Annotated in this window: 21 protein-coding genes and 5 tRNA genes; 4 read left to right on the forward strand and 22 right to left on the reverse strand. The window is 35.0% G+C overall.

Features of this window, described 5'->3' with window-relative positions; translation table 11 throughout:
- The first annotated feature begins 114 nt into the window (after positions 1-114).
- A complete protein-coding gene (locus tag IEV72_RS07905; RefSeq protein ID WP_188458556.1) occupies positions 115-891 on the forward strand; it encodes a 5'-nucleotidase C-terminal domain-containing protein in 777 nt (258 codons plus the stop codon).
- A gap of 21 nt (positions 892-912) precedes the next feature.
- The gene (locus tag IEV72_RS07910) at positions 913-1,827 is read left to right on the forward strand and encodes a bifunctional metallophosphatase/5'-nucleotidase (protein WP_188458557.1); all 915 of its coding nucleotides are present in this window, start codon (positions 913-915) and stop codon (positions 1,825-1,827) included.
- A 231-nt stretch (positions 1,828-2,058) separates the two neighbouring features.
- Here the strand turns inward: IEV72_RS07910 and IEV72_RS07915 are convergent, their stop codons facing one another.
- Entirely contained in the window at positions 2,059-3,036 is a 978-nt protein-coding gene (locus tag IEV72_RS07915; protein WP_188458558.1) for a polyprenyl synthetase family protein, read from the reverse strand.
- A gap of 172 nt (positions 3,037-3,208) precedes the next feature.
- Between IEV72_RS07915 and IEV72_RS07920 the strand changes: the two genes are divergently transcribed.
- The gene (locus tag IEV72_RS07920) at positions 3,209-4,024 is read left to right on the forward strand and encodes a T9SS type A sorting domain-containing protein (protein WP_188458559.1); all 816 of its coding nucleotides are present in this window, start codon (positions 3,209-3,211) and stop codon (positions 4,022-4,024) included.
- 74 nt (positions 4,025-4,098) lie between these two features.
- On the opposite strand, the gene IEV72_RS07925 is transcribed toward IEV72_RS07920, so the two are convergent.
- The 20 genes from IEV72_RS07925 to IEV72_RS08020 all read right to left on the reverse strand — a co-directional run bounded on the left by IEV72_RS07925 (position 4,099) and on the right by IEV72_RS08020 (position 22,796).
- A complete protein-coding gene (locus tag IEV72_RS07925; RefSeq protein WP_188458560.1) occupies positions 4,099-5,262 on the reverse strand; it encodes a sigma-54-dependent transcriptional regulator in 1,164 nt (387 codons plus the stop codon).
- A 204-nt stretch (positions 5,263-5,466) separates the two neighbouring features.
- Positions 5,467-6,588: a molecular chaperone DnaJ gene (gene dnaJ, locus IEV72_RS07930; RefSeq protein WP_188458561.1), complete on the reverse strand. Its 1,122-nt coding sequence runs from the start codon at positions 6,586-6,588 to the stop codon at positions 5,467-5,469.
- Between the two features lie 18 nt (positions 6,589-6,606).
- The gene (locus IEV72_RS07935) at positions 6,607-7,224 is read right to left on the reverse strand and encodes a nucleotide exchange factor GrpE (protein WP_188458562.1); all 618 of its coding nucleotides are present in this window, start codon (positions 7,222-7,224) and stop codon (positions 6,607-6,609) included.
- 129 nt (positions 7,225-7,353) lie between these two features.
- Entirely contained in the window at positions 7,354-7,668 is a 315-nt protein-coding gene (locus IEV72_RS07940; protein WP_188458563.1) for a DUF3467 domain-containing protein, read from the reverse strand.
- 7 nt (positions 7,669-7,675) lie between these two features.
- A complete protein-coding gene (rpoC, locus tag IEV72_RS07945; RefSeq protein ID WP_188458564.1) occupies positions 7,676-11,983 on the reverse strand; it encodes a DNA-directed RNA polymerase subunit beta' in 4,308 nt (1,435 codons plus the stop codon).
- Between the two features lie 78 nt (positions 11,984-12,061).
- A complete protein-coding gene (gene rpoB, locus IEV72_RS07950) occupies positions 12,062-15,874 on the reverse strand; it encodes a DNA-directed RNA polymerase subunit beta (RefSeq protein ID WP_188458565.1) in 3,813 nt (1,270 codons plus the stop codon).
- Between the two features lie 166 nt (positions 15,875-16,040).
- Positions 16,041-16,415: a 50S ribosomal protein L7/L12 gene (rplL, locus tag IEV72_RS07955; protein WP_188458566.1), complete on the reverse strand. Its 375-nt coding sequence runs from the start codon at positions 16,413-16,415 to the stop codon at positions 16,041-16,043.
- Between the two features lie 49 nt (positions 16,416-16,464).
- Positions 16,465-16,983 carry a 50S ribosomal protein L10 gene (rplJ, locus tag IEV72_RS07960; protein WP_188458567.1) on the reverse strand — a complete coding sequence of 173 codons (519 nt, stop codon included), beginning with the start codon at positions 16,981-16,983 and terminating at the stop codon, positions 16,465-16,467.
- Between the two features lie 9 nt (positions 16,984-16,992).
- Positions 16,993-17,691 carry a 50S ribosomal protein L1 gene (gene rplA / locus IEV72_RS07965; protein ID WP_188458568.1) on the reverse strand — a complete coding sequence of 233 codons (699 nt, stop codon included), beginning with the start codon at positions 17,689-17,691 and terminating at the stop codon, positions 16,993-16,995.
- A gap of 16 nt (positions 17,692-17,707) precedes the next feature.
- The gene (rplK, locus tag IEV72_RS07970; RefSeq protein ID WP_188458569.1) at positions 17,708-18,145 is read right to left on the reverse strand and encodes a 50S ribosomal protein L11; all 438 of its coding nucleotides are present in this window, start codon (positions 18,143-18,145) and stop codon (positions 17,708-17,710) included.
- Between the two features lie 67 nt (positions 18,146-18,212).
- Positions 18,213-18,764: a transcription termination/antitermination protein NusG gene (nusG, locus tag IEV72_RS07975; protein ID WP_188458570.1), complete on the reverse strand. Its 552-nt coding sequence runs from the start codon at positions 18,762-18,764 to the stop codon at positions 18,213-18,215.
- 2 nt (positions 18,765-18,766) lie between these two features.
- Positions 18,767-18,964, reverse strand: coding sequence for a preprotein translocase subunit SecE (gene secE, locus IEV72_RS07980; protein WP_188458571.1), 198 nt, complete (start codon positions 18,962-18,964; stop codon positions 18,767-18,769).
- A gap of 15 nt (positions 18,965-18,979) precedes the next feature.
- Positions 18,980-19,052, reverse strand: a tRNA-Trp gene (locus IEV72_RS07985).
- 58 nt (positions 19,053-19,110) lie between these two features.
- The gene (gene tuf, locus IEV72_RS07990; RefSeq protein WP_188458572.1) at positions 19,111-20,298 is read right to left on the reverse strand and encodes an elongation factor Tu; all 1,188 of its coding nucleotides are present in this window, start codon (positions 20,296-20,298) and stop codon (positions 19,111-19,113) included.
- A gap of 97 nt (positions 20,299-20,395) precedes the next feature.
- Positions 20,396-20,467, reverse strand: a tRNA-Thr gene (locus IEV72_RS07995).
- Between the two features lie 36 nt (positions 20,468-20,503).
- A tRNA-Gly gene (locus tag IEV72_RS08000) sits at positions 20,504-20,576 on the reverse strand.
- Between the two features lie 36 nt (positions 20,577-20,612).
- Positions 20,613-20,695, reverse strand: a tRNA-Tyr gene (locus IEV72_RS08005).
- A 24-nt stretch (positions 20,696-20,719) separates the two neighbouring features.
- Positions 20,720-20,793: transfer RNA gene (locus IEV72_RS08010), tRNA-Thr, on the reverse strand.
- A gap of 131 nt (positions 20,794-20,924) precedes the next feature.
- Positions 20,925-21,803 (reverse strand): tyrosine-type recombinase/integrase, encoded by an 879-nt coding sequence (locus IEV72_RS08015; protein WP_188458573.1) that lies wholly within the window; start codon positions 21,801-21,803, stop codon positions 20,925-20,927.
- A gap of 93 nt (positions 21,804-21,896) precedes the next feature.
- Positions 21,897-22,796: a T9SS type A sorting domain-containing protein gene (locus IEV72_RS08020; RefSeq protein ID WP_188458574.1), complete on the reverse strand. Its 900-nt coding sequence runs from the start codon at positions 22,794-22,796 to the stop codon at positions 21,897-21,899.
- 598 nt (positions 22,797-23,394) lie between these two features.
- Here IEV72_RS08020 and IEV72_RS08025 point away from each other — a divergent pair.
- Complete coding sequence (locus tag IEV72_RS08025) at positions 23,395-23,592, forward strand: hypothetical protein (protein ID WP_188458575.1); 198 nt, start codon at positions 23,395-23,397, stop codon at positions 23,590-23,592.
- Between the two features lie 4 nt (positions 23,593-23,596).
- Here IEV72_RS08025 and IEV72_RS08030 read toward each other — a convergent pair whose 3' ends face one another.
- Complete coding sequence (locus IEV72_RS08030) at positions 23,597-24,766, reverse strand: acyl-CoA dehydrogenase family protein (RefSeq protein ID WP_188458576.1); 1,170 nt, start codon at positions 24,764-24,766, stop codon at positions 23,597-23,599.
- Positions 24,767-24,777: the final 11 nt, after the last annotated feature.

The following is a 24,777-nucleotide window of genomic DNA, read 5'->3' on the forward strand; positions in this document are numbered from 1 at the left end:
GAAGAGAAAGCCAAACTAAACAATTCTTTTATTTTTTAAATTTTTATGGCAATTTCATTTTAAGCTAACATCAACTCCTCTTACTTTGCTATATTTGAGGCTTAATTTAACATGATGAAAAATAAATTTTTCAACTTATTGGTTGTGGTTTTATTTCTAGGACTATTTAGTTGTGAAGAAGAATATGTAAAACCGGTAAAAATTTCGTATCAACAACAAGCTATTGATTCAACTTTAGCGAAGAATACAGATATGGAAGAGTTTATAAAACCGTACCGTGAAAAGATTGATGCAGAAATGAAAACTGTTTTAAGTTACTCGCCTAAAAGCATGTTTAAGTCAGATAGTCCTTACAATACAGCTATTGGAAACATGATGGCAGATGCAGTTTTAGAAGAAGCTAATCCGCTTTTTAAGCAAAGACATAACTTAGCGATTGATGCTGTATTATTAAACTATGGCGGAATACGATCAGGTATAAGTGAAGGAGAAATAACGGTAAGAACAGCTTATGATATTATGCCTTTTGAAAATAAAGTTGTTGTGGTTGAACTACCTTATGAAGCAGCTCAAGAAATGATCAAGTATTTGATGAAGAAAAGAACTGCTCATCCAATTTCAGGAATGCAAATACAATTAAACCACAATTATAGTTTTAAAGAAGCATTTATAAATAATGAAGCAATACATCCAGAAGACAATAAAAATAAAAGCTTTTACATAGCTACATCAGATTATTTGTTGCAAGGTGGTGACGAGATGGATTTTTTCACCAACAATACAGAAGTATTTCATTTAGATTATAAACTCAGGAATTTGTTTATCGATTATTTTAAGAAAAAAGATGAAATTAATCCAACACAAGATAACCGATTTACAGTAGGTAATTAATTTGAAAAGTAGCTAAGAAAAATGAAAAGAAGAGATTTTATAGTAAAAACGGGAGTAGCTTCAAGTGTTTTAGGTCTTGGAAGCACTGCCATTTTGAATACCGCCTTGAACGATTCTACAAATAATTCAAAAAAAATTACCATTTTACACACCAACGATGTACACAGCCACATCGATCCTTTTGAAAGTACTCATTCAAAATACCCTAATCGTGGTGGTGCAGCTAGACGATATGCATATATTAATATGGTGAAAAAACAAAATCCGAACACTTTGGTTTTGGACGCAGGAGATTCTTTTCAAGGAACTCCGTTTTTTAATTTCTATGGTGGAGAATTGGAATTCAAATTAATGAGTAAAATGGGTTATCACGCTTCTACAATTGGTAATCACGAATTTGACAATGGTATAGAAAATATTGCTGCCCAATTAGAACATGCTAAATTTAGCATGCTTAATGCCAATTATGATTTTAAAAACACCATTTTAGATGGAATGATTAAACCTTATGAAACCTATGAAATGGACGGAGTTAAAATTGGTGTTTTTGGTCTTGGTATCGAATTAGAAGGTTTGGTTTCTAAAAAATTATTCAAGGAAACAGCATACAATAATCCAGTTGATGTAGCCAAAGACATTGTGAAAAAATTAAAAACAGAAGAAAATTGCGATTTAGTGATTTGCTTATCGCATTTAGGCTATAACTATAGCGGAAGTAAAATCTGCGACATTAAATTAGCTCAACAAACCCGAAATATCGATTTGATTATTGGAGGACATACACATACTTTTTTAGACAAACCCACTGAAGTTGAAAACCTAGATTTCAAAAAAGTTTTAGTCAATCAAGTTGGTTGGGCTGGAATAAATATGGGAAGAATCGATTTTTATATGGATAGAGCAAAAGCAAGCAAGGGAGCCATCATTGAATTGTAATGCTAATTCACTATTGTCCGATAAAAGTTAAAAGACGGCTTTACTGTTAGTAACCAATATGAAGAATTTTTTCTAACTAGTTGATGAATTAGCTTAGACTTGTTGTAAATCCAATTTTCTATTTAGCAGGCTTGTAACACAAAAACCTTTAAACCTTATTATTTATAAGATTTCTTCCAATTGAATTGGAAGATTTAAACCTTAATTAAGAATGCTGTTTACGAAGCGAAATTATTTTTCACGTTCAATAACATAATCAATTAGTGTTTGTAAGGAAAGTTTGTATTCAGATTCTGGATAAGTATCTAAAATAGAAGAAGCCTCAGCTTGGTATTTTTTCATTTGCAGTATAGCATAATCTAAACCTCCAGAAGCTTTCACAAAAGAAATTACTTCTTGCACACGTTGTTTATCTTTATTGTGGTTTTTAACTGAATTAATCAACCATTTTTTATCTTTTTGGCTAGCATTATTCAACACATAAATCAAAGGCAAAGTCATTTTTTGTTCTTTAATGTCAATACCAATAGGCTTCCCTATTTTATCTTCGCCATAGTCAAACAAATCATCTTTGATTTGAAAAGCCATGCCTATGAGTTCACCAAATTTCCGCATGCTTTCTACGTGTTCAGATTCAGGTTGTACCGCCGCTGCTCCTAAACTACAACAGGCAGCGATTAAGGTAGCTGTTTTCTGACGAATAATTTCGTAGTACACATCTTCGGTAATATCAAGTTTTCTAGATTTTTCAATCTGAAGCAATTCGCCTTCACTCATTTCCCGAACGGCTACAGAAATAATTTTCAATAGATCAAAATCGTTGTTATCAATAGAAAGCAAAAGTCCTTTTGAAAGTAAAAAATCACCAACTAAAACAGCAATTTTATTTTTCCATAAGGCATTTATTGAAAAGAAACCGCGTCTTCTATTGCTATCATCAACCACATCATCATGAACTAAAGTTGCGGTGTGAATCAGTTCAATTACGGCTGCGCCTCTGTAGGTTCTATCGTTTACTTCACCTTTAGTTAACATTTTAGCAACTAAAAAAACAAACATCGGTCGCATTTGCTTACCTTTTCTATTTACAATAAAATGTGTAATTTTATTGAGCAAGGCAACACGGGACGACATAAATAAGGAGAATTTTTTTTCAAAAATCTCCATTTCGTGCTCTATAGGAGCTTTTATTTTGGCTACAGTTTTCAAAGGTTTACAAAGATAGGCAATTGGCAGAATTGGCTTTTAATAAAATGAAAACTTAACTTAGTTGGTTTACTAAATTATTGTTAACAGAATTATAATTAAGTTAAAACAGTTGATCGTAGTTGGTAGTTTAAAGAGAATTACTATAATTGTCTAAACTTAAAAATTTATAGATATGAAAAAAATTACTTTATTACTGATGATTTTTGCATTTACTTTTAGTTATGCACAGGAAAGCGTTTATTTCGATGATTTTACAGATGATACTTATCCAGGATGGGTATTTTATGATGTTGATGGAGATGGCAACAATTGGGGCGATTTAAATCAAATTGAAGATGGTGATGGTAATGCTACGACACCTCCTTCTTTAATTTCAAGATCTTGGCAAGGTTCTCCTTTGACACCTGATAATTGGGCGGTAAGTCCAGCCATAGATTTGTCAACCGCTTCTGGTACGATAACAGTTGATTATATTACACAAGTCGCTGCTCAAACTTGGGATGAAGAAACTTATAGTGTTTATGTTTCAACTTCTTCAGATCTTGCTGTTTTACAAAACGAAACTCCAGTTTTCTCAACTACGCTTGGTGATGGAGCAGGAACAAACCCTGAAGAAACACATAGTCACGATATTTCAGGATTTGCTGGAGAAGATGAAGTTTATATAGCTTTTAGACACTATAACACTACTGATATGGATTTTATTGCTATTCATGAAGTAGAAGTGCTTTCAGAGACTTTATCTAACAACCAATTTGTAGCAGAAAACAATTTTGTACAATTTGTAAAAGACAACACTTTAAACTTACAAGCATCTACTTTACTTAACAATGTAGAAATTTTTAACCTTGCAGGAAAGCGTGTTATTCAAAACAATTTGAATGCTCAAAATGATGTGCAAGTTGATATTTCTTCTTTAAATACAGGAATTTATATCGCGAAGTTAGCTAGTGAAAATGGAGTTCATACATTTAAATTTACTAAGTAATTTTCAAATTTAAAAAGTACAAAAAAGCCGTTTCAATTATGAAACGGCTTTTTTATTTAGTTTACTATTTCTTTTTATTTCGCAGCAAAAAGTTCAACATCATCTTTTGATATTGTTTCCCCTCCTAAAATATGAAGACGTTCTATTACGTTTCTTAATTCTCTAACGTTGCCCGTCCAATCATAAGACTTTAATACTTCTATAGCATCAGGTTTAAATTCTTTTACCGCATTTCCATTTTCACTAGCCACTGCTTTTGCAAAATGTTCAATTAATAAGGGAATGTCTTTTCTTCTTTGGTTTAAACCTGGGACATGAATTAAAATCACTGCTAAGCGGTGATATAAATCTTCTCGAAATTTTTTATCTTCAATTTCTTGTTTCAAATCTTTGTTGGTGGCTGCAATTACACGAACATCTACTTTAATGTCTTTATCACTTCCAACACGTTGTATTTTATTTTCTTGTAAAGCTCTTAATACCTTAGCCTGAGCAGAAAGACTCATATCTCCTATTTCATCTAAAAAAATGGTTCCGCCGTTGGCCGCTTCAAATTTTCCAGCTCGATCTTTATTGGCAGATGTAAATGCTCCTTTTACATGACCAAATAATTCACTTTCAATAAGCTCTGATGGAATAGCTGCACAATTTACTTCAATAAAAGGTTTTTTGACACGTTCACTTTTTTCATGTAGCCAATGCGCTACTAACTCTTTGCCTGTGCCATTCCCACCCGTAATCAATACACGTGCATCGGTTGGAGCAACCTTATCTATCATTTGCTTAATTTCCTGAATGGGCTCAGATTGGCCTATCATTTCGTATTTCTTTGAAACTTTTCTTTTTAACTTCTTATTTTCTACTTTCAATTGATTGTTATCCAATGCAATTCTAACTGAAGTTAATAAGCGATTTAAGTCAGGTGGTTTCGAAATGTAATCGAAGGCACCTTTACGCATTGTTTCTACAGCCGTATCTAGGTCGCCATGTCCAGAAATCATAACCACAGGAACTTCTGGTTGAAGCTCTTTTATTTTTTCAAGTACTTCTAATCCATCATGTTTAGGCATTTTGATATCGCAAAGCACTAGATCAAACTCAATTGACTTTATCAATTGAATAGCGACTGCTCCATCTTCTGCTTCTTCTATGGAGTAAGTATCATTTTCTTCTGATAAAATTTTCACCAAGACTCTGCGAATAGAAGGTTCGTCTTCTGCTATTAGAATTTTAGACATATTCAATTTTTATGCAAAATACTGAAGTAGGATGTAAAATTGAAAGATTTGCAACAGAATTAGTATAGATTAAGGTAAGGTTAAGGTTAAAAACAAAACCCACCCTTGGCAAGCCGAGGATGGGAAAAAAATTGCTATGAAAAAGAAAAACATCGCTATAAATAGCGATGTTCAAATATATATAATTTAATGTTAAGTACGAAATTAAGAAAACATATCTTTTACTTTTTCGAAAAATGACTTATCAGATTTTTGCGGGTCTGGAATAAAATTAGCATCGTCTTTCATTTTTTCGAAAAAATTCTTTTGCTCTTTAGAAAGCGTTTTTGGAGTCCATACATTAATATGAACTAACAAATCTCCAGAATTATACCCGTTTAACTTAGGAAGTCCTTTTCCGCGTAAGCGTAATATTTTTCCACTTTGTACGCCCGGTTCAATTTTAATTCTAACTTTTCCTTCAACGGTTTCAATTTCTTTACTACCGCCCAAAGCAGCGTCAGCAAAACTGATGTATAAATCATAATGCAGATTTTCACCGTCCCGTTGTAGGTTTGGATTTTCTTCTACTTCTATCAAAACAATTAAATCTCCAGCTACACCAGCAGGTGCTTCATTTCCTTTTCCTGGAACTTTCATTTGCATGCCATCTTCAACTCCAGCAGGAATTTTAATGCTAACTGTTTCTTCTTCCATTTTTAAACCGTGTGCATCTGTGCCTTTACCACGATTCTCTATTTGTTGACCGCTGCCACCACAAACACCACAAGCAGTTGCTGTTTGCATTCTGCCTAGAATAGTATTTGTAATTTTGGTTACTTGACCAGTACCATTACAATTAGTACAGGTAGTATAAGTGGTATCGCTAGCCTGCTTTTTTCTAGACACTTTAACTTTTTTCTCTACTCCTTTTGCAACGTCTTTTAAGTTAAGTTTTACGCGGATACGTAAGTTACCGCCTTTTGCTCTTCGCCTTTGTTGTCCGCCGCCAAAGCCGCCAAAGCCTCCGCCACCACCAAATGCACTTCCAAAGATGTCTCCAAATTGGCTAAAGATGTCGTCCATATCCATTCCGCTACCACCAAAGCCACCAGAGCCATCGAAAGCAGCATGACCAAACTGATCGTATTTTGCCTTTTTTTCTGGGTTACTTAAAATTTCGTAAGCTTCTGCCGCTTGCTTAAACTTAGCTTCAGCTTCTGCATTATCAGGGTTTTTATCGGGGTGATACTTAATAGCAAGCTTTCGGTATGCTTTTTTAATTTCAGCAGCCGTTGCATTTTTACTAATTCCAAGTATTTCGTAATAATCTTGTTTAGAACTCATATTGATCAATCTATAATATTACTTCCCCGTAACAACTTTAGGGTATCTAATTATTTTTTCTCCTAGTGTGTAGCCTTTTTCAACTACATCTATAATTTTTCCTTTTAAATCTTCAGAAGGTGCAGGAATCTGTGTTATAGCTTCATGTAAGTCTCCATCAAAAGTATCTCCTTCTTTAACGTGAAATTCTTCAAGGCCTTTTGCCTTCAAAGTATCTCTTAGTTTATTATGAATTAATTCAATTCCTTGAACCACTTCTTTTTCTTTTGATTTTGAAACTTCTTTAAGCGCACGGTCAAAATCATCTAAAACAGGAAGCATAGACTGCATGACTTCTTGTCCCGCAGTTTTAAATAACTCTACTCTTTCTTTGCTAGTTCGGCGTTTATAGTTTTCAAATTCAGCAAACAACCTGAGGTACTTGTCTTTTTGTAAATCTAATTCTAATTTCAATTTTTCTTCTTCAGAAAGTTCATTTTCTTCAGTTGAAGCTTCTTCTTCACGCTGAATATTTTCAGTTTCAGCATCTTCAGTATTAGAAGATTGATTTTTGTGAGCAGAACTATTTTGTTCTTCTTTCTTTAATTGCTCTTCTTGTTCTTCTTTATTGGGTATAGTTGTATTTTCTTCAGACATATCTCTAATTTTTACAATATATTACAAAAGCATTGCCACTTGACAAAAAATGCCAATATGTCATTTTATCAAATTTATACTATGAAATTGACAGCATAAAAAAACTCGGCTTTCACCGAGTTTTTTTTATTAAGCTTGTCCTGTGGGACCAAAGTTAAGCGGAATGTTTTGCTTTTCTTTCTCTTCAATTTTTCCATTGGCGTTTTCAAACCGATGAATGTTATCGTTGAGTGCTTTCAGCAAGCGTTTAGCATGATGAGGCGTAAGAATAATCCTAGATTGAACTTTGCTTTTAGGAGAACCTGGCATTACATTTACAAAGTCTACTACGAACTCTGTAGCTGAATGATTTATAATAGCAAGATTACTATATTTCCCTTGAGCTGTGTCTTCGTCTAGCTGAATATTTATTTTTTTCTGCTTATTATCTTTTTGGTCGCTCATAAACAATTTAATTAAAATTTACTTTGGTTTCTTCTGTACTCGAAAGCATATTATCCATCTCTTCTTTTGAACCAACAATAATATTATCAAACTCTCTCAATCCTGTACCCGCTGGAATTTTATGTCCTACGATTACATTTTCTTTCAAGCCTTCTAAATTATCAACTTTACCACTTACAGCTGCTTCGTTTAATACTTTAGTAGTTTCCTGGAAGGAAGCTGCAGAAATAAAGGATTTAGTTTGTAATGAAGCTCTAGTAATTCCTTGTAAAATTGGTGTTGCTGTTGCGGATTCTGCATCTCTAGCTTGAACCAATTGTTTGTCTTCGCGTTTTAGTGATGAATTTTCATCTCTTAATTCTCGAAGTGTTACAATTTGTCCTGCTTTTAGATTTAAACTATCTCCTGCATCTTCAACCACTTTTTTACCATAGATGTTGTCGTTTTCTTCAATAAAGTCACCTTTATGGATCAATTGATTTTCTAGGAAAATAGTATCACCTGGATCGTTTATTTTTACTTTACGCATCATCTGTCTAACCACAACTTCAAAGTGCTTGTCGTTAATCTGTACACCTTGTAAACGATATACTTCCTGAACTTCATTCACTAAGTATTGTTGTACAGCGCTTGGACCTTTGATATTTAAAATATCTTCTGGAGTTACTGAACCGTCAGAAAGTGGCATACCTGCTCTTACATAGTCATTTTCTTGTACAAGAATCTGATTAGATAATTTTACGAGGTATTTTTTAATTTCACCAAGTTTAGACTCTACAATAATCTCGCGGTTACCACGCTTAATTTTACCAAAAGAAACAACACCGTCAATTTCACTTACTACAGCAGGGTTAGATGGATTTCTAGCTTCAAATAACTCAGTAAGTCTAGGAAGACCACCAGTAATATCACCAGCTTTAGAAGATTTACGTGGTATTTTTACTAAGACTTTACCTACGCCAATTTTCTCGTCATCATTCACCATTAAGTGAGCTCCAACTGGTAAGTTGTATGAACGTTGTTTTTCTCCTTTTTTATCTAGAATGTGTAATGTTGGAATCTTACGTTTGTTCTTAGATTCTATAATTACTTTTTCTTCAAATCCTGTTTGCTCGTCACTTTCTACTGTGTAGGTTTGACCTTGAATAATGTTTTCAAATTCAATTTGACCAGCAAATTCAGAAATAATTACACCGTTATATGGATCCCACTTACAAATTACATCGCCTGGTTTAATTTTGTCTCCATTTTTAACGAAGCACTGGGAACCGTAAGGGATTACATTTGTACTGAGTACAATTCCAGATTTTTTATCAATGATTTTAATTTCTGAAGTTCTAGAAATTACAATGTCAGCATCTTTGCCATCATTGTCTTTTCCTTTCACTGTTTTCAAGTCTTCTACTTCGGCTACACCTTCAAATTTAGCTTCTAACTTGTTTTCTTCTGAAATGTTTCCTGCAATACCACCTACGTGGAAAGTTCTAAGTGTAAGCTGTGTTCCTGGCTCTCCAATAGATTGAGCTGCAACAACGCCAACGGCTTCACCTCGCTGAACTGTTTTACCAGTAGCTAAGTTTCTACCATAACATTTTACACAAATTCCTTTTTTAGATTCACAAGTTAATGGTGAACGTACTTCAGCAGAATTTAATACTGATTTTTCAATTTTTTCAGCTGCAGCTTCAGATATTTCTTGTCCTTCTGCAACAATCAATTCTTGCGAAATTGGGTCTACAATATCATTTAAAGAAGTTCTACCTACAATTCTTTCCCCTAAAGTTTCAACAACTTCTTCGTTTTTCTTGAGGGCAGAAACTTCAATTCCACGTAAAGTTCCACAATCTTCTTCACGAACAATTACATCTTGAGAAACATCTACTAAACGTCTAGTTAAGTAACCTGCATCTGCTGTTTTTAATGCGGTATCGGCAAGACCTTTACGCGCACCATGAGTAGAAATAAAGTATTCAAGAATTGATAAACCTTCTTTAAAGTTAGAAAGAATTGGGTTTTCAATAATTTCACCACCTGCGGAAGTAGATTTTTTAGGCTTGGCCATCAATCCACGCATACCAGTTAACTGACGAATTTGCTCTTTCGAACCACGCGCACCCGAATCCAACATCATAAATACAGAGTTAAATCCTTGTTTGTCTTCTGTAATTCGCTTCATAGCCAATTCCGTAAGATTTGCATTGGTTGCAGTCCAGATATCAATTACCTGATTATAACGTTCGTTATTGGTAATTAATCCCATATTATAGTTAGCAACAACACCAGAAACTTGTTCGTTAGCATCATCAATTAAGCTTTGCTTTTCTTCTGGAATAATAATATCACCTAAAGAGAAAGATAAACCACCTTTGAATGCAAACTCGTATCCTAAGGATTTAATGCTATCTAAGAATTCACTGGTTTCAGGAACACTAGTCGCTTTTAAAACATTAGCAATTACATCACGTAAAGCTTTTTTGTTCAAAACTTGGTTGATGTAACCCACTTGCTCTGGAACATATTTATTGAATAAAACACGACCACAAGTTGTATTGATAATTTGATTTACCAATTCACCATCTTCATTAAAGTCTTTTGTTCTTACTTTAATAGCTGCGTTTAATTCTAATCTTCTTTCGTTGTAAGCAATTTCTACTTCTTCAGCAGAATAGAAAGTCAAGCCTTCTCCTTTTACTTTGTGTTCTGCTGTAGTTTTTAATTTTTTGGTCATGTAATACAACCCAAGAACCATATCCTGAGAAGGAACGGTAATCGGTGAACCGTTTGCTGGATTCAAAATATTGTGCGAAGCCAACATTAAAAGTTGAGCTTCTAAAATAGCTTCTGGCCCTAATGGTAAATGAACTGCCATTTGGTCACCATCAAAATCCGCATTAAAAGCCGTACAAACCAAAGGATGCAACTGAATTGCTTTTCCTTCGATTAATTTAGGCTGGAATGCTTGGATTCCTAAACGGTGAAGCGTTGGAGCACGGTTTAAAAGAACGGGATGTCCTTTTAAAACGTTTTCTAAAATATCCCAAACTACCGGCTCTTTTTTGTCAATTATTTTCTTGGCCGATTTTACTGTTTTTACAATGCCACGTTCAATTAATTTACGAACGATAAACGGTTTGTATAATTCAGCTGCCATATCTTTTGGTAAACCACATTCGAACATTTTAAGCTCTGGTCCTACCACAATTACCGAACGAGCAGAATAATCTACACGCTTACCTAGTAAGTTTTGTCTGAATCTACCTTGTTTTCCTTTCAAAGAATCTGAAAGGGATTTTAAAGGACGATTGGAATCTGTTTTTACTGCAGAAGATTTTCGGGTATTATCGAATAATGAATCTACCGACTCTTGAAGCATACGTTTTTCATTACGTAGAATTACTTCTGGAGCTTTGATTTCCATCAATCGCTTTAAACGATTGTTACGGATAATAACTCTTCTATATAAGTCATTTAAATCTGAAGTAGCAAATCTACCTCCATCAAGTGGCACTAGAGGTCTTAATTCTGGTGGGATAACAGGAACTACCTTCATGATCATCCATTCAGGATTATTTTCCCGATTGTTTTTTGAATCACGCAAGGCTTCTACAACTTGTAAGCGTTTTAAAGCTTCCGTTTTACGTTGCTTAGAAGTTTCGTTGTTTGCTTTGTGTCTTAAATCGTAAGAAAGTTCGTCTAAATCAAGACGTTTCAATATTTCAATAAGGCATTCCGCTCCCATTTTAGCGATGAATTTGTTTGGATCATCATCGTCTAAATATTGGTTTTCTTGTGGAAGACTATCTAAGATATTTAAGTATTCTTCTTCAGTTAAGAAATCCATTTTTTGCAATGGTTCTCCTTCTTCATTTTTGGCATCACCTGGTTGGATTACTACATATCTTTCGTAGTAGATAATCATGTCTAATTTCTTAGAAGGAATACCAAGTAAGTACCCAAGTTTGTTAGGCAAAGAACGGAAATACCAAATGTGCGCAACAGGAACTACTAAACTAATATGCCCTACACGCTCTCTACGTACTTTTTTCTCTGTAACTTCTACACCACAACGGTCACAAACAATACCTTTGTAGCGAATTCTTTTATATTTACCACATGCACATTCGTAGTCTTTTACTGGACCAAAAATACGCTCACAAAACAAACCATCACGTTCAGGTTTATGCGTTCTGTAGTTAATGGTTTCAGGTTTTAAGACTTCTCCACGAGATTCACTTAGAATTTGCTCTGGTGAAGCTAAACCTATAGAAATTTTATTAAATCTCTTTTGGGTATCCTTTTCATTATTTCTTGTCATCATACAAGTTTTGCTAAAGAATTAATCTAAATTTTGTAATCTAAGAAGTAATGCCGCAACCGAAATTGCGGCTTCACTTTACTCTTCTAATTTTATGTCTAGTCCAAGACCTTTCAATTCGTGCATCAATACGTTAAAAGATTCAGGTATACCAGGTTCTGGCATAGGTTCACCTTTAACAATTGCTTCGTAAGTTTTTGCTCTACCTATTACATCATCTGATTTTACTGTTAAAATCTCACGAAGTGTACTAGATGCACCATAAGCTTCCAATGCCCAAACTTCCATCTCTCCAAAACGCTGACCACCAAATTGTGCTTTACCACCTAATGGTTGTTGTGTAATTAATGAGTAAGGACCAATGGAACGCGCGTGCATTTTATCTTCAATCATGTGTCCTAATTTCAACATGTAAATTACACCTACCGTTGCAGGTTGATCAAAACGCTCTCCAGTTCCACCGTCGTACAAGTACGTGTGACCGTATCTTGGAACGCCAGCTTCATCTGTTAATGCATTAATTTGATCTATGGTTGCACCATCAAAAATTGGAGTTGCGAACTTGCGACCTAATTTTTGACCTGCCCAACCAAGAACAGTTTCATATATCTGACCAATGTTCATACGCGATGGTACACCAAGTGGATTCAATACAATATCTACTGGAGTTCCATCTTCAAGGAATGGCATATCTTCTTGACGAACAATCTTAGCCACAATACCTTTGTTACCGTGACGTCCAGCCATTTTATCACCAACTTTCAATTTACGTTTTTTAGCAACGTAGATTTTAGCTAGTTTCAAAATACCTGATGGCAATTCATCTCCAACACTAATCGTGAATTTCTCACGTCTTAAATTCCCTTGAAGGTCATTCAATTTAATTTTATAGTTGTGTAACAAATCTGTAACCAAGCCATTCAAATCGTCGTCTGTTGTCCAAGTACCTTGGGTTAAATGTGAAAAATCATCAACAGAGTTCAACATTTTCAAGGTATACTTTTTGCCTTTAGGAAGTACTTCTTCTCCTAAATCATTCAATACACCCTGTGCCGTTTTACCATTTACTAAGGCGAATAACTTTTCGATAAGTTGACCACGTAAATCTTCATATTTAACAGCATATTTGCTTTCTAAGCGATCGATTTCTTGCTTGTCTTTTGCACGAGCTCTTTTATCTTTTACCGCTCTAGAAAATAACTTTTTATTAATTACAACCCCATTCAATGAAGGTGAAGCTTTTAAAGAAGCATCTTTTACATCACCTGCTTTGTCACCAAAGATGGCACGTAATAATTTTTCTTCTGGAGTTGGATCACTTTCACCTTTAGGAGTAATTTTTCCAATTAGAATATCGCCAGGTTTAATCTCGGCACCAATTCTAATCATTCCGTTTTCATCTAAATCTTTGGTAGCTTCTTCTGAAACGTTTGGAATATCAGCTGTTAACTCTTCGTTTCCTAATTTAGTGTCACGCACTTCTAAAGAATATTCATCAATGTGAATAGAAGTCAACATGTCATCTCTTACTACTCTTTCAGACAATACAATTGCATCCTCAAAATTGTATCCTTTCCAAGGCATGAAAGCTACTTTCATGTTTCTACCTAAGGCAAGTTCGCCTGCTTCGGTTGCATAACCTTGACAAAGCACTTGGCCTTCTTGAACACGATCACCAACATTTACAATTGGCTTCAAATTAATTGAAGTTCCTTGGTTAGTTTTTCTGAATTTAATCAGTTCGTATGTTTTTGAATCCGATTCAAAACTCACCATACGTTGTTCTTCTGTACGGTCGTATTTGATTACAATTTTATCGGCATCTACATATTCTACAACACCAGCACCTTCAGCATTAATTAAAACACGTGAATCTTTTGCCACTCTTCGCTCTAGACCAGTACCTACAATTGGAGAATCAACTCGCAATAATGGAACAGCTTGACGCATCATGTTCGATCCCATCAAAGCACGGTTTGCATCATCATGTTCTAAGAACGGAATTAAAGATGCAGAGATAGAGGAGATTTGGTTAGGAGCTACATCAATGTAATTCACTTCCTTTGGATCTACTACAGGGAAATCGCCTTCCATTCGGGCAATTACACGTTCAGCTTGAATAGTTCCGTCTTCAGCAATATCAATATTTGCTTGTGCAATTAATTTACCTTCTTCTTCTTCAGCGGAAAGATAAATTGGTTCTTCTTGTAAATTGATTTTACCGTTTTCAACTTTTCTGTAAGGAGTCTCGATGAATCCCATGCTGTTCACTTTTCCATAAACAGACATAGAAGAAATCAAACCAATGTTTGGTCCTTCAGGAGTTTCAATCGGACATAATCTTCCGTAGTGTGTGTAATGCACATCACGTACTTCGAATCCTGCACGTTCTCTTGATAAACCACCTGGTCCTAATGCCGATAACCTACGTTTGTTGGTTAATTCTGCAATTGGATTGGTTTGATCCATGAATTGTGAAAGCTGGTTGGTTCCGAAAAAGGAGTTGATTACCGATGAAAGTGTTTTCGCATTGATCAAATCGATTGGCGTAAACACTTCATTATCACGTACATTCATACGTTCACGAATGGTTCTTGCCATACGTGACAAACCAACACCAAATTGCTGAGAAAGTTGTTCACCAACTGTTCTTACACGTCTGTTTGATAAGTGATCGATATCATCTACTTCTGCTTTCGAGTTCACCAATTCAATTAAATACTTGATAATGGTGATGATATCTACTTTGGTTAAGACTTTCTTATCCATATCGATATCCAGTCCTAACTTTTTATTCATTCGGTAACGACCTACTTCACCTAAATTGTAACGTTGGTCACTGAAAAATAATTTTTCAATAATACCACGTGCTGTTTCTTCATCTGGCGGTTCAGCGTTACGTAATTGTCTGTATATATGTTCTACTGCTTCTTTTTCAGAATTGGTAGGATCTTTCTGAAGTGTATTATAAATAATAGCGTAATCTCCAGTTAAGTTTTCTTCTTTGTGAAGTAAAATGGTTTTAGAACCTGTCTCAATGATTTCTTCGATATGATCTTTTTCAAGTTCAGTATCTCTGTCTAAAACAATTTCATTACGCTCAATTGAAACTACTTCACCTGTATCTTCATCAACGAAATCTTCATACCAAGTGTTTAATACACGTGCGGCTAATTTTCTACCCAACACCCGTTTTAAACCAGCTTTAGAAACTTTTACTTCTTCAGCAAGATCAAATATTTCTAAGATATCTTTATCGCGTTCAAAACCTATTGCTCTGAACAAAGTTGTAACTGGAAGCTTTTTCTTTCTATCGATATACGCGTACATAACGCTGTTGATATCCGTTGCAAATTCAATCCAAGAACCTTTAAATGGAATTACTCTAGCCGAGTACAATTTAGTTCCGTTAGCATGAAAAGATTGACCAAAAAACACACCTGGCGAACGGTGAAGTTGAGAAACAACAACACGTTCAGCACCATTGATTACAAAAGTTCCACTTGGTGTCATATAAGGAATCGTTCCTAAATACACATCCTGAACAATGGTTTCAAAATCTTCGTGTTCTGGGTCGGTACAATATAATTTTAAGCGAGCTTTCAAAGGCACGCTGTATGTTAAACCGCGCTCAATACATTCTTGAATAGAATATCTTGGAGGGTCAACAAAGTAGTCTATAAATTCTAATACAAATTGATTTCTTGTATCAGTAATGGGGAAATTTTCTTTGAAGGTTTTATATAAACCTTCGTTAGCTCTTTCGTCAGTTTTAGTTTCAAGCTGGAAAAAATCTTTAAAGGATTTGACCTGTATATCCAAGAAATCTGGATAATCTGGCTTGTTGGTAACTGTTGAAAAGCTAATGCGTTCGTTTTGCGTTGCTAACATCTAAGGAAGAATTTAATGCATTAATCGAGCTAAACAGCTCTATACTACAAAATTAACTAAAATAATAATGTTCAAAAACATTGTGGCGTATAAATACGCAAAATGGTCTAGACCTCCAGAAGCATATTCTGAGGGCCTAAACCTTAATAATTGTCTATTGAAGAGCTTACTTAAGCTCAACTTCAGCTCCTGCTTCTTCTAATTGTGCTTTAAGTGACTCTGCTTCGTCTTTAGTTACACCTTCTTTTACTGGAGCAGGTGCACCATCTACTAAACCTTTAGCGTCTTTCAATCCAAGACCTGTAAGTTCTTTTACCAATTTAACAACTGCTAATTTAGAACCACCTGGTGCTTTCAAGATTACGTCAAATTCAGTTTGCTCTTCAGCGGCATCATCACCACCAGCACCACCACCAGCAACAGCTACAGCTGCAGCAGCAGGCTCAATTCCATATTCATCTTTTAAAATATCAGCTAATTCATTTACTTCTTTTACTGTAAGATTAACCAATTGTTCTGCGAATTCTTTTAAATCTGCCATTTCTATCGTTTTTAAAAATTTTGTTATTTATAATTAATTAGTGTGTTACTTATTCTTTTTCTGAAAGTGTTTTCAAAATTCCAGAAAGTTTGCTTCCACCTGATTTAAGTGCAGAAACAACGTTTTTAGCTGGTGACTGTAATAATCCAATAATGTCGCCAATAACTTCTTCTTTAGATTTGATATTAGATAGGGTCTCTAAATACTCGTCTCCTACGTAAATTGCTTCTTCTACGTAAGCTCCTTTCAATACAGGCTTTTCATTTTTCTTTCTAAAGTCCTTGATTACTTTGGCTGGACCGTTTCCAGTTTCAGATAACATTATAGAAGTGTTTCCTTTTAATGTATCTGCCAACTCTCCAAATTCTTTATCAGATGAAGACATAGCCTTCCCTAATAGAGTATTTTTAACTACCATCAACTTGATATTAGCCTTAAAGCAAGCTCTTCTAAGTTTGCTTGTGTCTTCTGCATTTAATCCAGAAATATCGGCTAAATAAATGTTAGATGTTTCAGCTAACTGGGCAGTTAAATCTTGTATTACTTGTGATTTTTCTTCTCTTGTCATAATGCTTATTTATTGCTCAGTAAACCTTTTGGTATCAACACCAATTCCAGGTCCCATAGTTGATGAAATGTTAATGCTTTTGATGTAAGATCCTTTTACAACTGAAGGTTTTAACTTTACAATTGTATTTAAAAGTTCTCTTGCGTTTCCAGCAATCTGATCTTCTTCGAAAGATGATTTACCGATAGAAGCGTGAATAATACCCGTTTTATCTACTTTAAAATCAATCTTACCACCTTTAACGTCTGAAACTGCTTTTGCAATATCCATGGTTACTGTACCTGTTTTAGGGTTAGGCATCAAGCCACGTGGACCTAAAATTCTACCTAGTGGCCCTAATTTACCCATAACTGCAGGCATAGTTACAATAACGTCAACATCTGTCCAACCGGATTTTATTTTTTCAAGGTATTCATCTAAACCTACATAATCAGCTCCAGCATCTTTAGCTTCTTGCTCCTTATCTGGAGTAACAAGAGCTAAGACGCGAGTTACTTTTCCTGTACCATGAGGTAGAGTTACAACACCTCTAACCATCTGGTTAGCTTTACGTGGATCTACATTTAAGCGAACCGCTAAATCTATAGACTCATCAAAATTTGCTGAGCTAGTATCTTTTACTAAAGCAGATGCCTCGGCTACCGGGTATAAGTTAGAACTATCTACTTTTCCCCTTGCTTCTTTTTGCTTTTTAGTGATTTTTGCCATTTTAAGTCTTGTTTAATTAAAAAGGAGCTGCGCCCTTTACATTAATACCCATCGAACGTGCTGTACCAGCTACCATTTTCATAGCAGATTCTACAGTAAAAGCATTTAAATCTTGCATTTTATCTTCTGCAATAGCTTTAACCTGATCCCAAGAGATACTTGCTACTTTCATTCTGTTAGGTTCTCCTGAACCTTTTTTGATTTTTGCTGCTTCCATAATTTGAACTGCTGCTGGTGGAGTCTTTATAACGAAGTCAAAAGACTTGTCTTTATAAACTGTAATTGCAACAGGTAATACTTTTCCAGCTTTATCTTGAGTTCTGCCGTTAAATTGCTTACAGAATTCCATGATATTAACACCTGCCGCACCTAACGCAGGCCCAACTGGTGGTGATGGATTTGCAGCACCGCCTCTTACTTGCAGTTTTACAACTTTACTAACTTCTTTTGCCATTTTATTTAATTTGTTGTGTCAATTTCAAATGGAAGCTGAGAAACCGACTATTATAAATGTGTAACAATTATATTTTTTCTACTTGCATATAGCTAAGCTCAACAGGTGTTTTACGACCAAATATCTTAACCATGACTTTTAACTTGCGTTTTTCTTCATTTACGTTTTCAATTACGCCCGTAAAAGTATTAAAAGGTCCATCGACAACTTTTACTGATTCTCCTGGAACAAATGGTATTGCAACATTCTCAGTTTTAGTAGACAATTCATCAACCTTACCTAGTAAACGATTTACTTCAGACTTACGTAACGGCACAGGATCACCACCTTTGGTTTCTCCTAAAAAGCCAATTACACCATTGATATTTTTAATAATGTGAGGAATTTCTCCTTCTAAAGCAGCATTAACCATTACATAGCCCGGAAAATAAACTTTCTCTTTATTGTATTTTTTTCCGTTTCTTATTTGCACTACCTTTTCAGTAGGCACTAAAATCTCATCAATAAAGTCTGACAAACCTTGATGGTTTATTTCTTTTTCGATGTAATCTTTTACTTTGTTTTCCTGGCCGCTCACAGAACGTACAACATACCATTTTTTAATGCTCGATTCAGACATATTTAAGATTTAACCCAGTTAAAATATTGCTTAATAACTCCGCTAAATACTTCGTCTACTCCCCAAATGGCAAGTGAAAACAAGATTGAAAATACAGCTACAATTACCATCAACTTCTGCCCTTCAGCATAAGATGGCCAACTTACATTATTTTTCAACTCGTTAAATGACTCTGATATGTATTCTGTAATATTTGCCATTGTAATAGATTTTTGCACGGGTTGAGAGGCTCGAACTCCCGACACCTGGTTTTGGAGACCAGTGCTCTACCAACTGAGCTAAACCCGTAAATACTAATTGAGGCATCTTTAAAGACACCTCAATTAGCTATTTAACTTCTAAATTATTAATCTAAAATTTCAGTAACCTGACCTGCACCTACAGTACGTCCACCTTCACGGATAGCGAAACGAAGACCTACATTCATTGCAATAGGCTGTAACAATTCAACGTGAATAGTTAAGTTATCACCCGGCATTACCATTTCAACTCCATCAGGCAAGCTAATTGTACCTGTTACGTCTGTTGTTCTAACATAGAACTGTGGACGATAGTTGTTATGGAATGGAGTGTGACGCCCACCTTCTTCTTTTTTCAAGATATATACCTCAGCTTTAAATTTAGCGTGTGGAGTTACAGAACCTGGTTTAGTAATTACCATACCACGAGAAATCTGAGACTTTTCAACACCTCTTAATAAAATACCTACGTTATCACCAGCTTCTCCACGATCCAAAATCTTACGGAACATTTCAACACCAGTAATAGTTGATTTTAATTTCTCAGCTCCCATACCAATGATTTCTACCGGATCTCCAGTATTCGCAACACCAGTTTCAATACGACCAGTTGCTACAGTACCACGACCGGTAATAGAGAATACATCTTCGATAGGCATCAAGAAATCTTTCTCAACATCACGTTGTGGTAATTCAATCCAGCTATCTACAGCATTCATTAATTCCATAACAGTATCTCCCCATTTAGCATCACCTTCTAGCGCACCTAAGGCAGAACCTGAAATTACAGGACCGTTATCACCATCATATTCGTAGAAAGTTAACAAATCTCTAACTTCCATTTCTACTAATTCTAATAATTCTTCATCGTCAACTAAGTCAACTTTATTTAAGAAAACAACAATTCTTGGAATACCAACTTGGCGACCCAATAAGATGTGCTCTCTAGTTTGTGGCATAGGACCATCAGTAGCAGCAACTACTAAGATAGCTCCATCCATTTGCGCAGCACCTGTAACCATGTTTTTTACGTAATCCGCGTGACCTGGACAGTCAACGTGAGCGTAGTGACGTGATTCAGTTGAGTACTCAACATGAGAAGAGTTAATGGTAATACCACGCTCTTTTTCTTCTGGAGCGTTGTCAATTTGATCAAAAGCACTAGCTTCTGAATACCCTTTATCTGCAAGTACTTTAGTAATTGCAGCTGTTAAAGTTGTTTTACCGTGGTCAACGTGTCCAATTGTACCTATGTTAAGGTGCGGTTTGGAACGATCAAAATTTTCCTTTGCCATAATTAATTATTTAATCTTAGTTATATATTAGTGTTTAATTTTAAACAACAATTGAAGTCATCAAGGCAGAAACTTCCCTGTGACTTTTTCTCACTAGAGCCAACGACGAGAATTGAACTCGTGACCTCTTCCTTACCAAGGAAGCGCTCTACCCCTGAGCTACGTCGGCAGAACAAAAAGCAAACTTCAATCCTGCTAAACTTAGAGCGGGAGACCGGGTTCGAACCGGCGACATTCAGCTTGGAAGGCTGACGCTCTACCAACTGAGCTACTCCCGCATTTTACTACACCCTATTATGATGTTTGCTATGATGTGGGGAGAGCAGGATTCGAACCTGCGAAGGTGAAAACCAACAGATTTACAGTCTGTCCTCGTTGGCCGCTTGAGTATCTCCCCTAAAAGAACGTTTTCGAAAAATAGAGCCGATGGAGGGACTCGAACCCACGACCTGCTGATTACAAATCAGCTGCTCTAGCCAGCTGAGCTACATCGGCATAAAAACATTTTACATGCCTTATTTTTCGGATTGCAAATATAGATACTTTATTTTGTTATATAAAAACTTTTTGTTCTTTTTTTTTGCATTTTTTTTAGTTCATTTTACTTTCAATGTAGTCAGTAAAAATCATAATCTATTTCTAGGATGTGCAGACTTATAGGATGCTTTCAACTTTGCTATACTATTGTGTGTGTATACCTGCGTTGAAGCTAAACTTGCATGACCTAACAATTCTTTAACTTCAGCTAAATTAGCTCCATTATTTAATAAGTGTGTAGCAAAGCTATGCCGTAAAATATGTGGACTTTTTTTCAATTTTGTCGATGCTTTTTCAAAGGCTTGTTTTACCACTTTGTACACAAAAGCATCATCGATAGGTTCTCCTGAATCTTTCACTAATAAACTTGTTGAATTAGTCAACAGCCTTTTTTCAATTAAGTAAACTTCAATATTTTTTACAATTTTAGGCAAAAGAGGGATTATTCGTTCTTTATTCCGTTTTCCTAAAACTCTAATTTGATGATTAGATAAATTTACTGAAGACATCTTTAAACCCACCAACTCTGCCCTTCTCATTCCTGTTGTGTATAGCAACTCGATGAGTAATTTATTTCTTACAGAAGAAAAATCATCTTCAAAAGTAGCTAACACCTCTTCTATTTCTTTGGTTGAAAATGGAATCTCTTCCCGCTTCCCAACTTTTAACGAACGATGTTTAGCTAAAGGAGAAACTTTTATTTCTTCCAATTTCAATAAATGTTTGTAGAATAATTGAAGCGTAGATATTTTTCGATTGATGCTTTTATTGTTAAGTCCTAACTCTTTTAAGTGAATGATCCAATTTCTGATAAATTGATAATTTACTTTTTTAAGGTCTTGTTCATCATAGGTGTCTTCAATAAAGTCTAAAAACTGAAGTAAATCGTTTTGATAGGCGGTTATAGTGTGTGGAGAATATTTTTTTTCTCCAGTTATGTAATCTATAAAAATATCGAATGCATTCATTCAGTAGAAATATACCTATTTAGTTTGTGCTAAATTATGAAATTATGCAGTACAAACTACATTGGTGGTACTGAATACAGAGAAATTTAAAAATTAGTCTTTTTTAATTATTCTTTTCGTGATGCTATTTTTTTGGTTATCGTAAACTTTCAACAAATAGATTCCGTTTTCTAATTCTTGAAGCGAAATAATAGGTTGTTTAATCTCAAAATCATCAATTGTAATGATTCTTTTTCCTGAAATGGAATACAATTCTAGTTTAGCGATTGGTATAATTTCACTATTGATTTCTAACTGACCAGCAGTTGGATTAGGAAATACAGAAACTGTACTAGCATTAAATTCTTCAACTGCAAGCGTGCAATTTTCAGAAAAGAAAAAAGGGTTGTTGGGTGCATTTATCGACCAAGAAGCATAAACGCCTTGACCCACATTTGCAGCACTTTCGTCTGTTACTTTTATGCAAAAATCATTTTCCTGAAAAGGTGGGTATACTCCTATATCTATAACCAAGTCACTTACATCTGTTTGGCCAGACCTTAAGTTTATTTGATTCAGCATCCAATTGCCTGGAACAGTAATTTCGCTAATCATCGGGTTATTACTCAAATTGATGCTTGACACAAAATTGGTAACAGCATCATCACCTCCATACAAAATTAAGGTTTCTAAATTTACGTTATTAGATAAATCAAGTTCTTGATTTGCATTAAAACTGTTATCAAGATACAATTCTGTATTTGTAATGTCTAAGTAAGTAAGCGACACAAAATCTTCAATACCGATTAAATCGTTAATTTGAAAGTTGCCGCTTATAATTAACGAAGTAACACTTGCAATATCGGCTGTTAAAACTTCACCGTTTACAATTCCATCAGAATCGATATTTTGCATAATTAATTCTTCTTCAAAGCCTTGGTCTGGAATGGCTGTAACTTGAGAATGGAGTTGAGAACAAATTAAAAAAATGATGAATAAGGATAAATTTTTCATTATATTTTTTGTTTATTTAGTTTATAAATGTATAAAAAAAATGATTTACACTCATCATTCTAAAATTATTGTCAATTTACTGATACATCTCTTAATAAAATAAAAATAGCTTCAAATTTTTATATCAAAAAAAATCCCACATGAGTGTTTTTCATTTATTTGATTGTTTGATGATATACCTTCATATCAATGATTATTTAGCTTTATCTTACATATTGTGAATAAAATTTTAAAAAATTACGCCACTAATACACTAATAGTTATTCGTGCATTAGTGGCGTAAAATCAAAAACCTTCTTGATGTGTTTAACATAACAATCCAGCAAGAGAATACATCCTTTAGGCGATGCAGAAAAGCATTTTCGCCAAAACGATACATTAAGCTTTCGTTGCTGGACGGTATTCTTTCTTGTCGATAATCATTTTGGCGATGCAGAAAGAGCATTTTCGCCAAAACAATAAATTAAGCTTTCGTTGCTGGACGATATTCCTTTTTGTCAATTATCATTTTGGCGATGCAGAAAGCATTTTCGCCAAAACGATAAATTAGGCCTTCGTTGCTGGACGGTATTCTTTCTTATCAATAATCATTTTGGCGATGCAGAAAGGGCATTTTCGCCAAAACGATAAATTAGGCTTTCGTTGCTGGACGGTATTCTTTCTTATCGATAATCATTTTGGCGATGCAGAAGAGCATTTTCGCCAAGACGATAAATTAAGATTTCGTTGCTGGACGGTATTCTTTCTTATCGATAATCATTTTGGCGATGCAGAAGATGCATTTTCGCCAAAATGATGAATTAAGCTTTCGTTGCTGGACGATATTCTTTCTTATCGATAATCATTTTGGCGATAATTTCTTTTAAAATTTCACTAGTGCCGCCTCCTATTGGACCTAGGCGGCTATCGCGCCACATTCTTGCCATCGGGTATTCTTCAATATAACCGTAGCCACCTAACATTTGTAGACAGTCGTAAATAGTTTCGTCGGCAATTTTAGTGGAAAGTAATTTAGACATGCTCGCTTCTTTCACTACATAATCGCCCAAAATCATTCGTTTTACAATGGAATAATTGAATTGCTTTGCCATTTCAACTTCACTGGCTCGTTCTGCCATTTTGTGTCGTAAGGCTTGGAATTCATTGATTTTCTTTCCGAAAGCGGTACGTTCTTCCATATAACCCAATGCATATTCTACGGCATATTCTGCTCTAGCATGTGCGTTGATTCCCATGATTAATCGCTCTAAAGCGAAATGCTGCATAATGTAATTGAAGCCCATGTTTTTCTCGCCCATTAAACGGTCTTTGGGAACTTTTACATTATCAAATGCAAGTTCTGCCGTATCGGAAGCTCTCCAACCCAATTTGTTGAGTTTGGTTGCAGAAATACCAGGCATATCACGATCTAAAAGAAAAATACTCATTCCTTTTGCTCCCAATTCGGGATTAGTTTTGGCGGCTACAATCAAGTAATCTGAATATACTCCATTGGTTATAAAAGTCTTAGAGCCATTAATGATGTAATGGTCGTCTTTTTCTACTGCGGTAGACCGCATTCCTGCCACGTCGCTTCCGCCAAATGGTTCGGTTATGCACAAACAACCGATTTTTTCACCAGTTATGCTTTTGGCTAAATATTCTTGTTTTATTTCTTCTGAACCTTCTGCATTTAAATGCGTCATCGCCAAATAAGCATGTGCCCAAATAGCTGCTGCAAATCCACCTGAATTGATGCGTTGTAATTCTTCTAACAAAATTACAGTGTAGAACAAATCTAAGTTCATACCACCATATTCTTCTGGATAATTGACACCAAAAAAGCCCATTTCACCAAATTTCTCCCAGATGAAACGGTCAATGGTTCCGGTTTCTTCCCATTTATCTAAATGTGGAACGACTTCCTTTTTCAAGAAATCCCGTAAACTTTCTCTAAATAGGTTATGTTCTTCAGTAAAATATAAATTCATTGTCTTTTTAT

Origin of the sequence: Psychroflexus planctonicus, from assembly GCF_014640195.1 — a bacterium.
GTDB lineage: Bacteria > Bacteroidota > Bacteroidia > Flavobacteriales > Flavobacteriaceae > Psychroflexus > Psychroflexus planctonicus.

What these genes read in the sequence shown, in the direction of transcription:
- IEV72_RS07905 (WP_188458556.1), top strand. Translation starts at nt 115, where the DNA reads ATGAAAAATAAATTTTTCAACTTATTGGTTGTGGTTTTATTTCTAGGA.
- IEV72_RS07910 (WP_188458557.1), top strand. Translation starts at nt 913, where the DNA reads ATGAAAAGAAGAGATTTTATAGTAAAAACGGGAGTAGCTTCAAGTGTT.
- IEV72_RS07920 (WP_188458559.1), top strand. Translation starts at nt 3,209, where the DNA reads ATGAAAAAAATTACTTTATTACTGATGATTTTTGCATTTACTTTTAGT.
- IEV72_RS07925 (WP_188458560.1), bottom strand. Translation starts at nt 5,262, where the DNA reads ATGTCTAAAATTCTAATAGCAGAAGACGAACCTTCTATTCGCAGAGTC.
- dnaJ (WP_188458561.1), bottom strand. Translation starts at nt 6,588, where the DNA reads ATGAGTTCTAAACAAGATTATTACGAAATACTTGGAATTAGTAAAAAT.
- IEV72_RS07935 (WP_188458562.1), bottom strand. Translation starts at nt 7,224, where the DNA reads ATGTCTGAAGAAAATACAACTATACCCAATAAAGAAGAACAAGAAGAG.
- IEV72_RS07940 (WP_188458563.1), bottom strand. Translation starts at nt 7,668, where the DNA reads ATGAGCGACCAAAAAGATAATAAGCAGAAAAAAATAAATATTCAGCTA.
- rpoC (WP_188458564.1), bottom strand. Translation starts at nt 11,983, where the DNA reads ATGACAAGAAATAATGAAAAGGATACCCAAAAGAGATTTAATAAAATT.
- rpoB (WP_188458565.1), bottom strand. Translation starts at nt 15,874, where the DNA reads ATGTTAGCAACGCAAAACGAACGCATTAGCTTTTCAACAGTTACCAAC.
- rplL (WP_188458566.1), bottom strand. Translation starts at nt 16,415, where the DNA reads ATGGCAGATTTAAAAGAATTCGCAGAACAATTGGTTAATCTTACAGTA.
- rplJ (WP_188458567.1), bottom strand. Translation starts at nt 16,983, where the DNA reads ATGACAAGAGAAGAAAAATCACAAGTAATACAAGATTTAACTGCCCAG.
- rplA (WP_188458568.1), bottom strand. Translation starts at nt 17,691, where the DNA reads ATGGCAAAAATCACTAAAAAGCAAAAAGAAGCAAGGGGAAAAGTAGAT.
- rplK (WP_188458569.1), bottom strand. Translation starts at nt 18,145, where the DNA reads ATGGCAAAAGAAGTTAGTAAAGTTGTAAAACTGCAAGTAAGAGGCGGT.
- nusG (WP_188458570.1), bottom strand. Translation starts at nt 18,764, where the DNA reads ATGTCTGAATCGAGCATTAAAAAATGGTATGTTGTACGTTCTGTGAGC.
- secE (WP_188458571.1), bottom strand. Translation starts at nt 18,964, where the DNA reads ATGGCAAATATTACAGAATACATATCAGAGTCATTTAACGAGTTGAAA.
- tuf (WP_188458572.1), bottom strand. Translation starts at nt 20,298, where the DNA reads ATGGCAAAGGAAAATTTTGATCGTTCCAAACCGCACCTTAACATAGGT.
- IEV72_RS08015 (WP_188458573.1), bottom strand. Translation starts at nt 21,803, where the DNA reads ATGAATGCATTCGATATTTTTATAGATTACATAACTGGAGAAAAAAAA.
- IEV72_RS08020 (WP_188458574.1), bottom strand. Translation starts at nt 22,796, where the DNA reads ATGAAAAATTTATCCTTATTCATCATTTTTTTAATTTGTTCTCAACTC.
- IEV72_RS08025 (WP_188458575.1), top strand. Translation starts at nt 23,395, where the DNA reads ATGCAGAAAGGGCATTTTCGCCAAAACGATAAATTAGGCTTTCGTTGC.
- IEV72_RS08030 (WP_188458576.1), bottom strand. Translation starts at nt 24,766, where the DNA reads ATGAATTTATATTTTACTGAAGAACATAACCTATTTAGAGAAAGTTTA.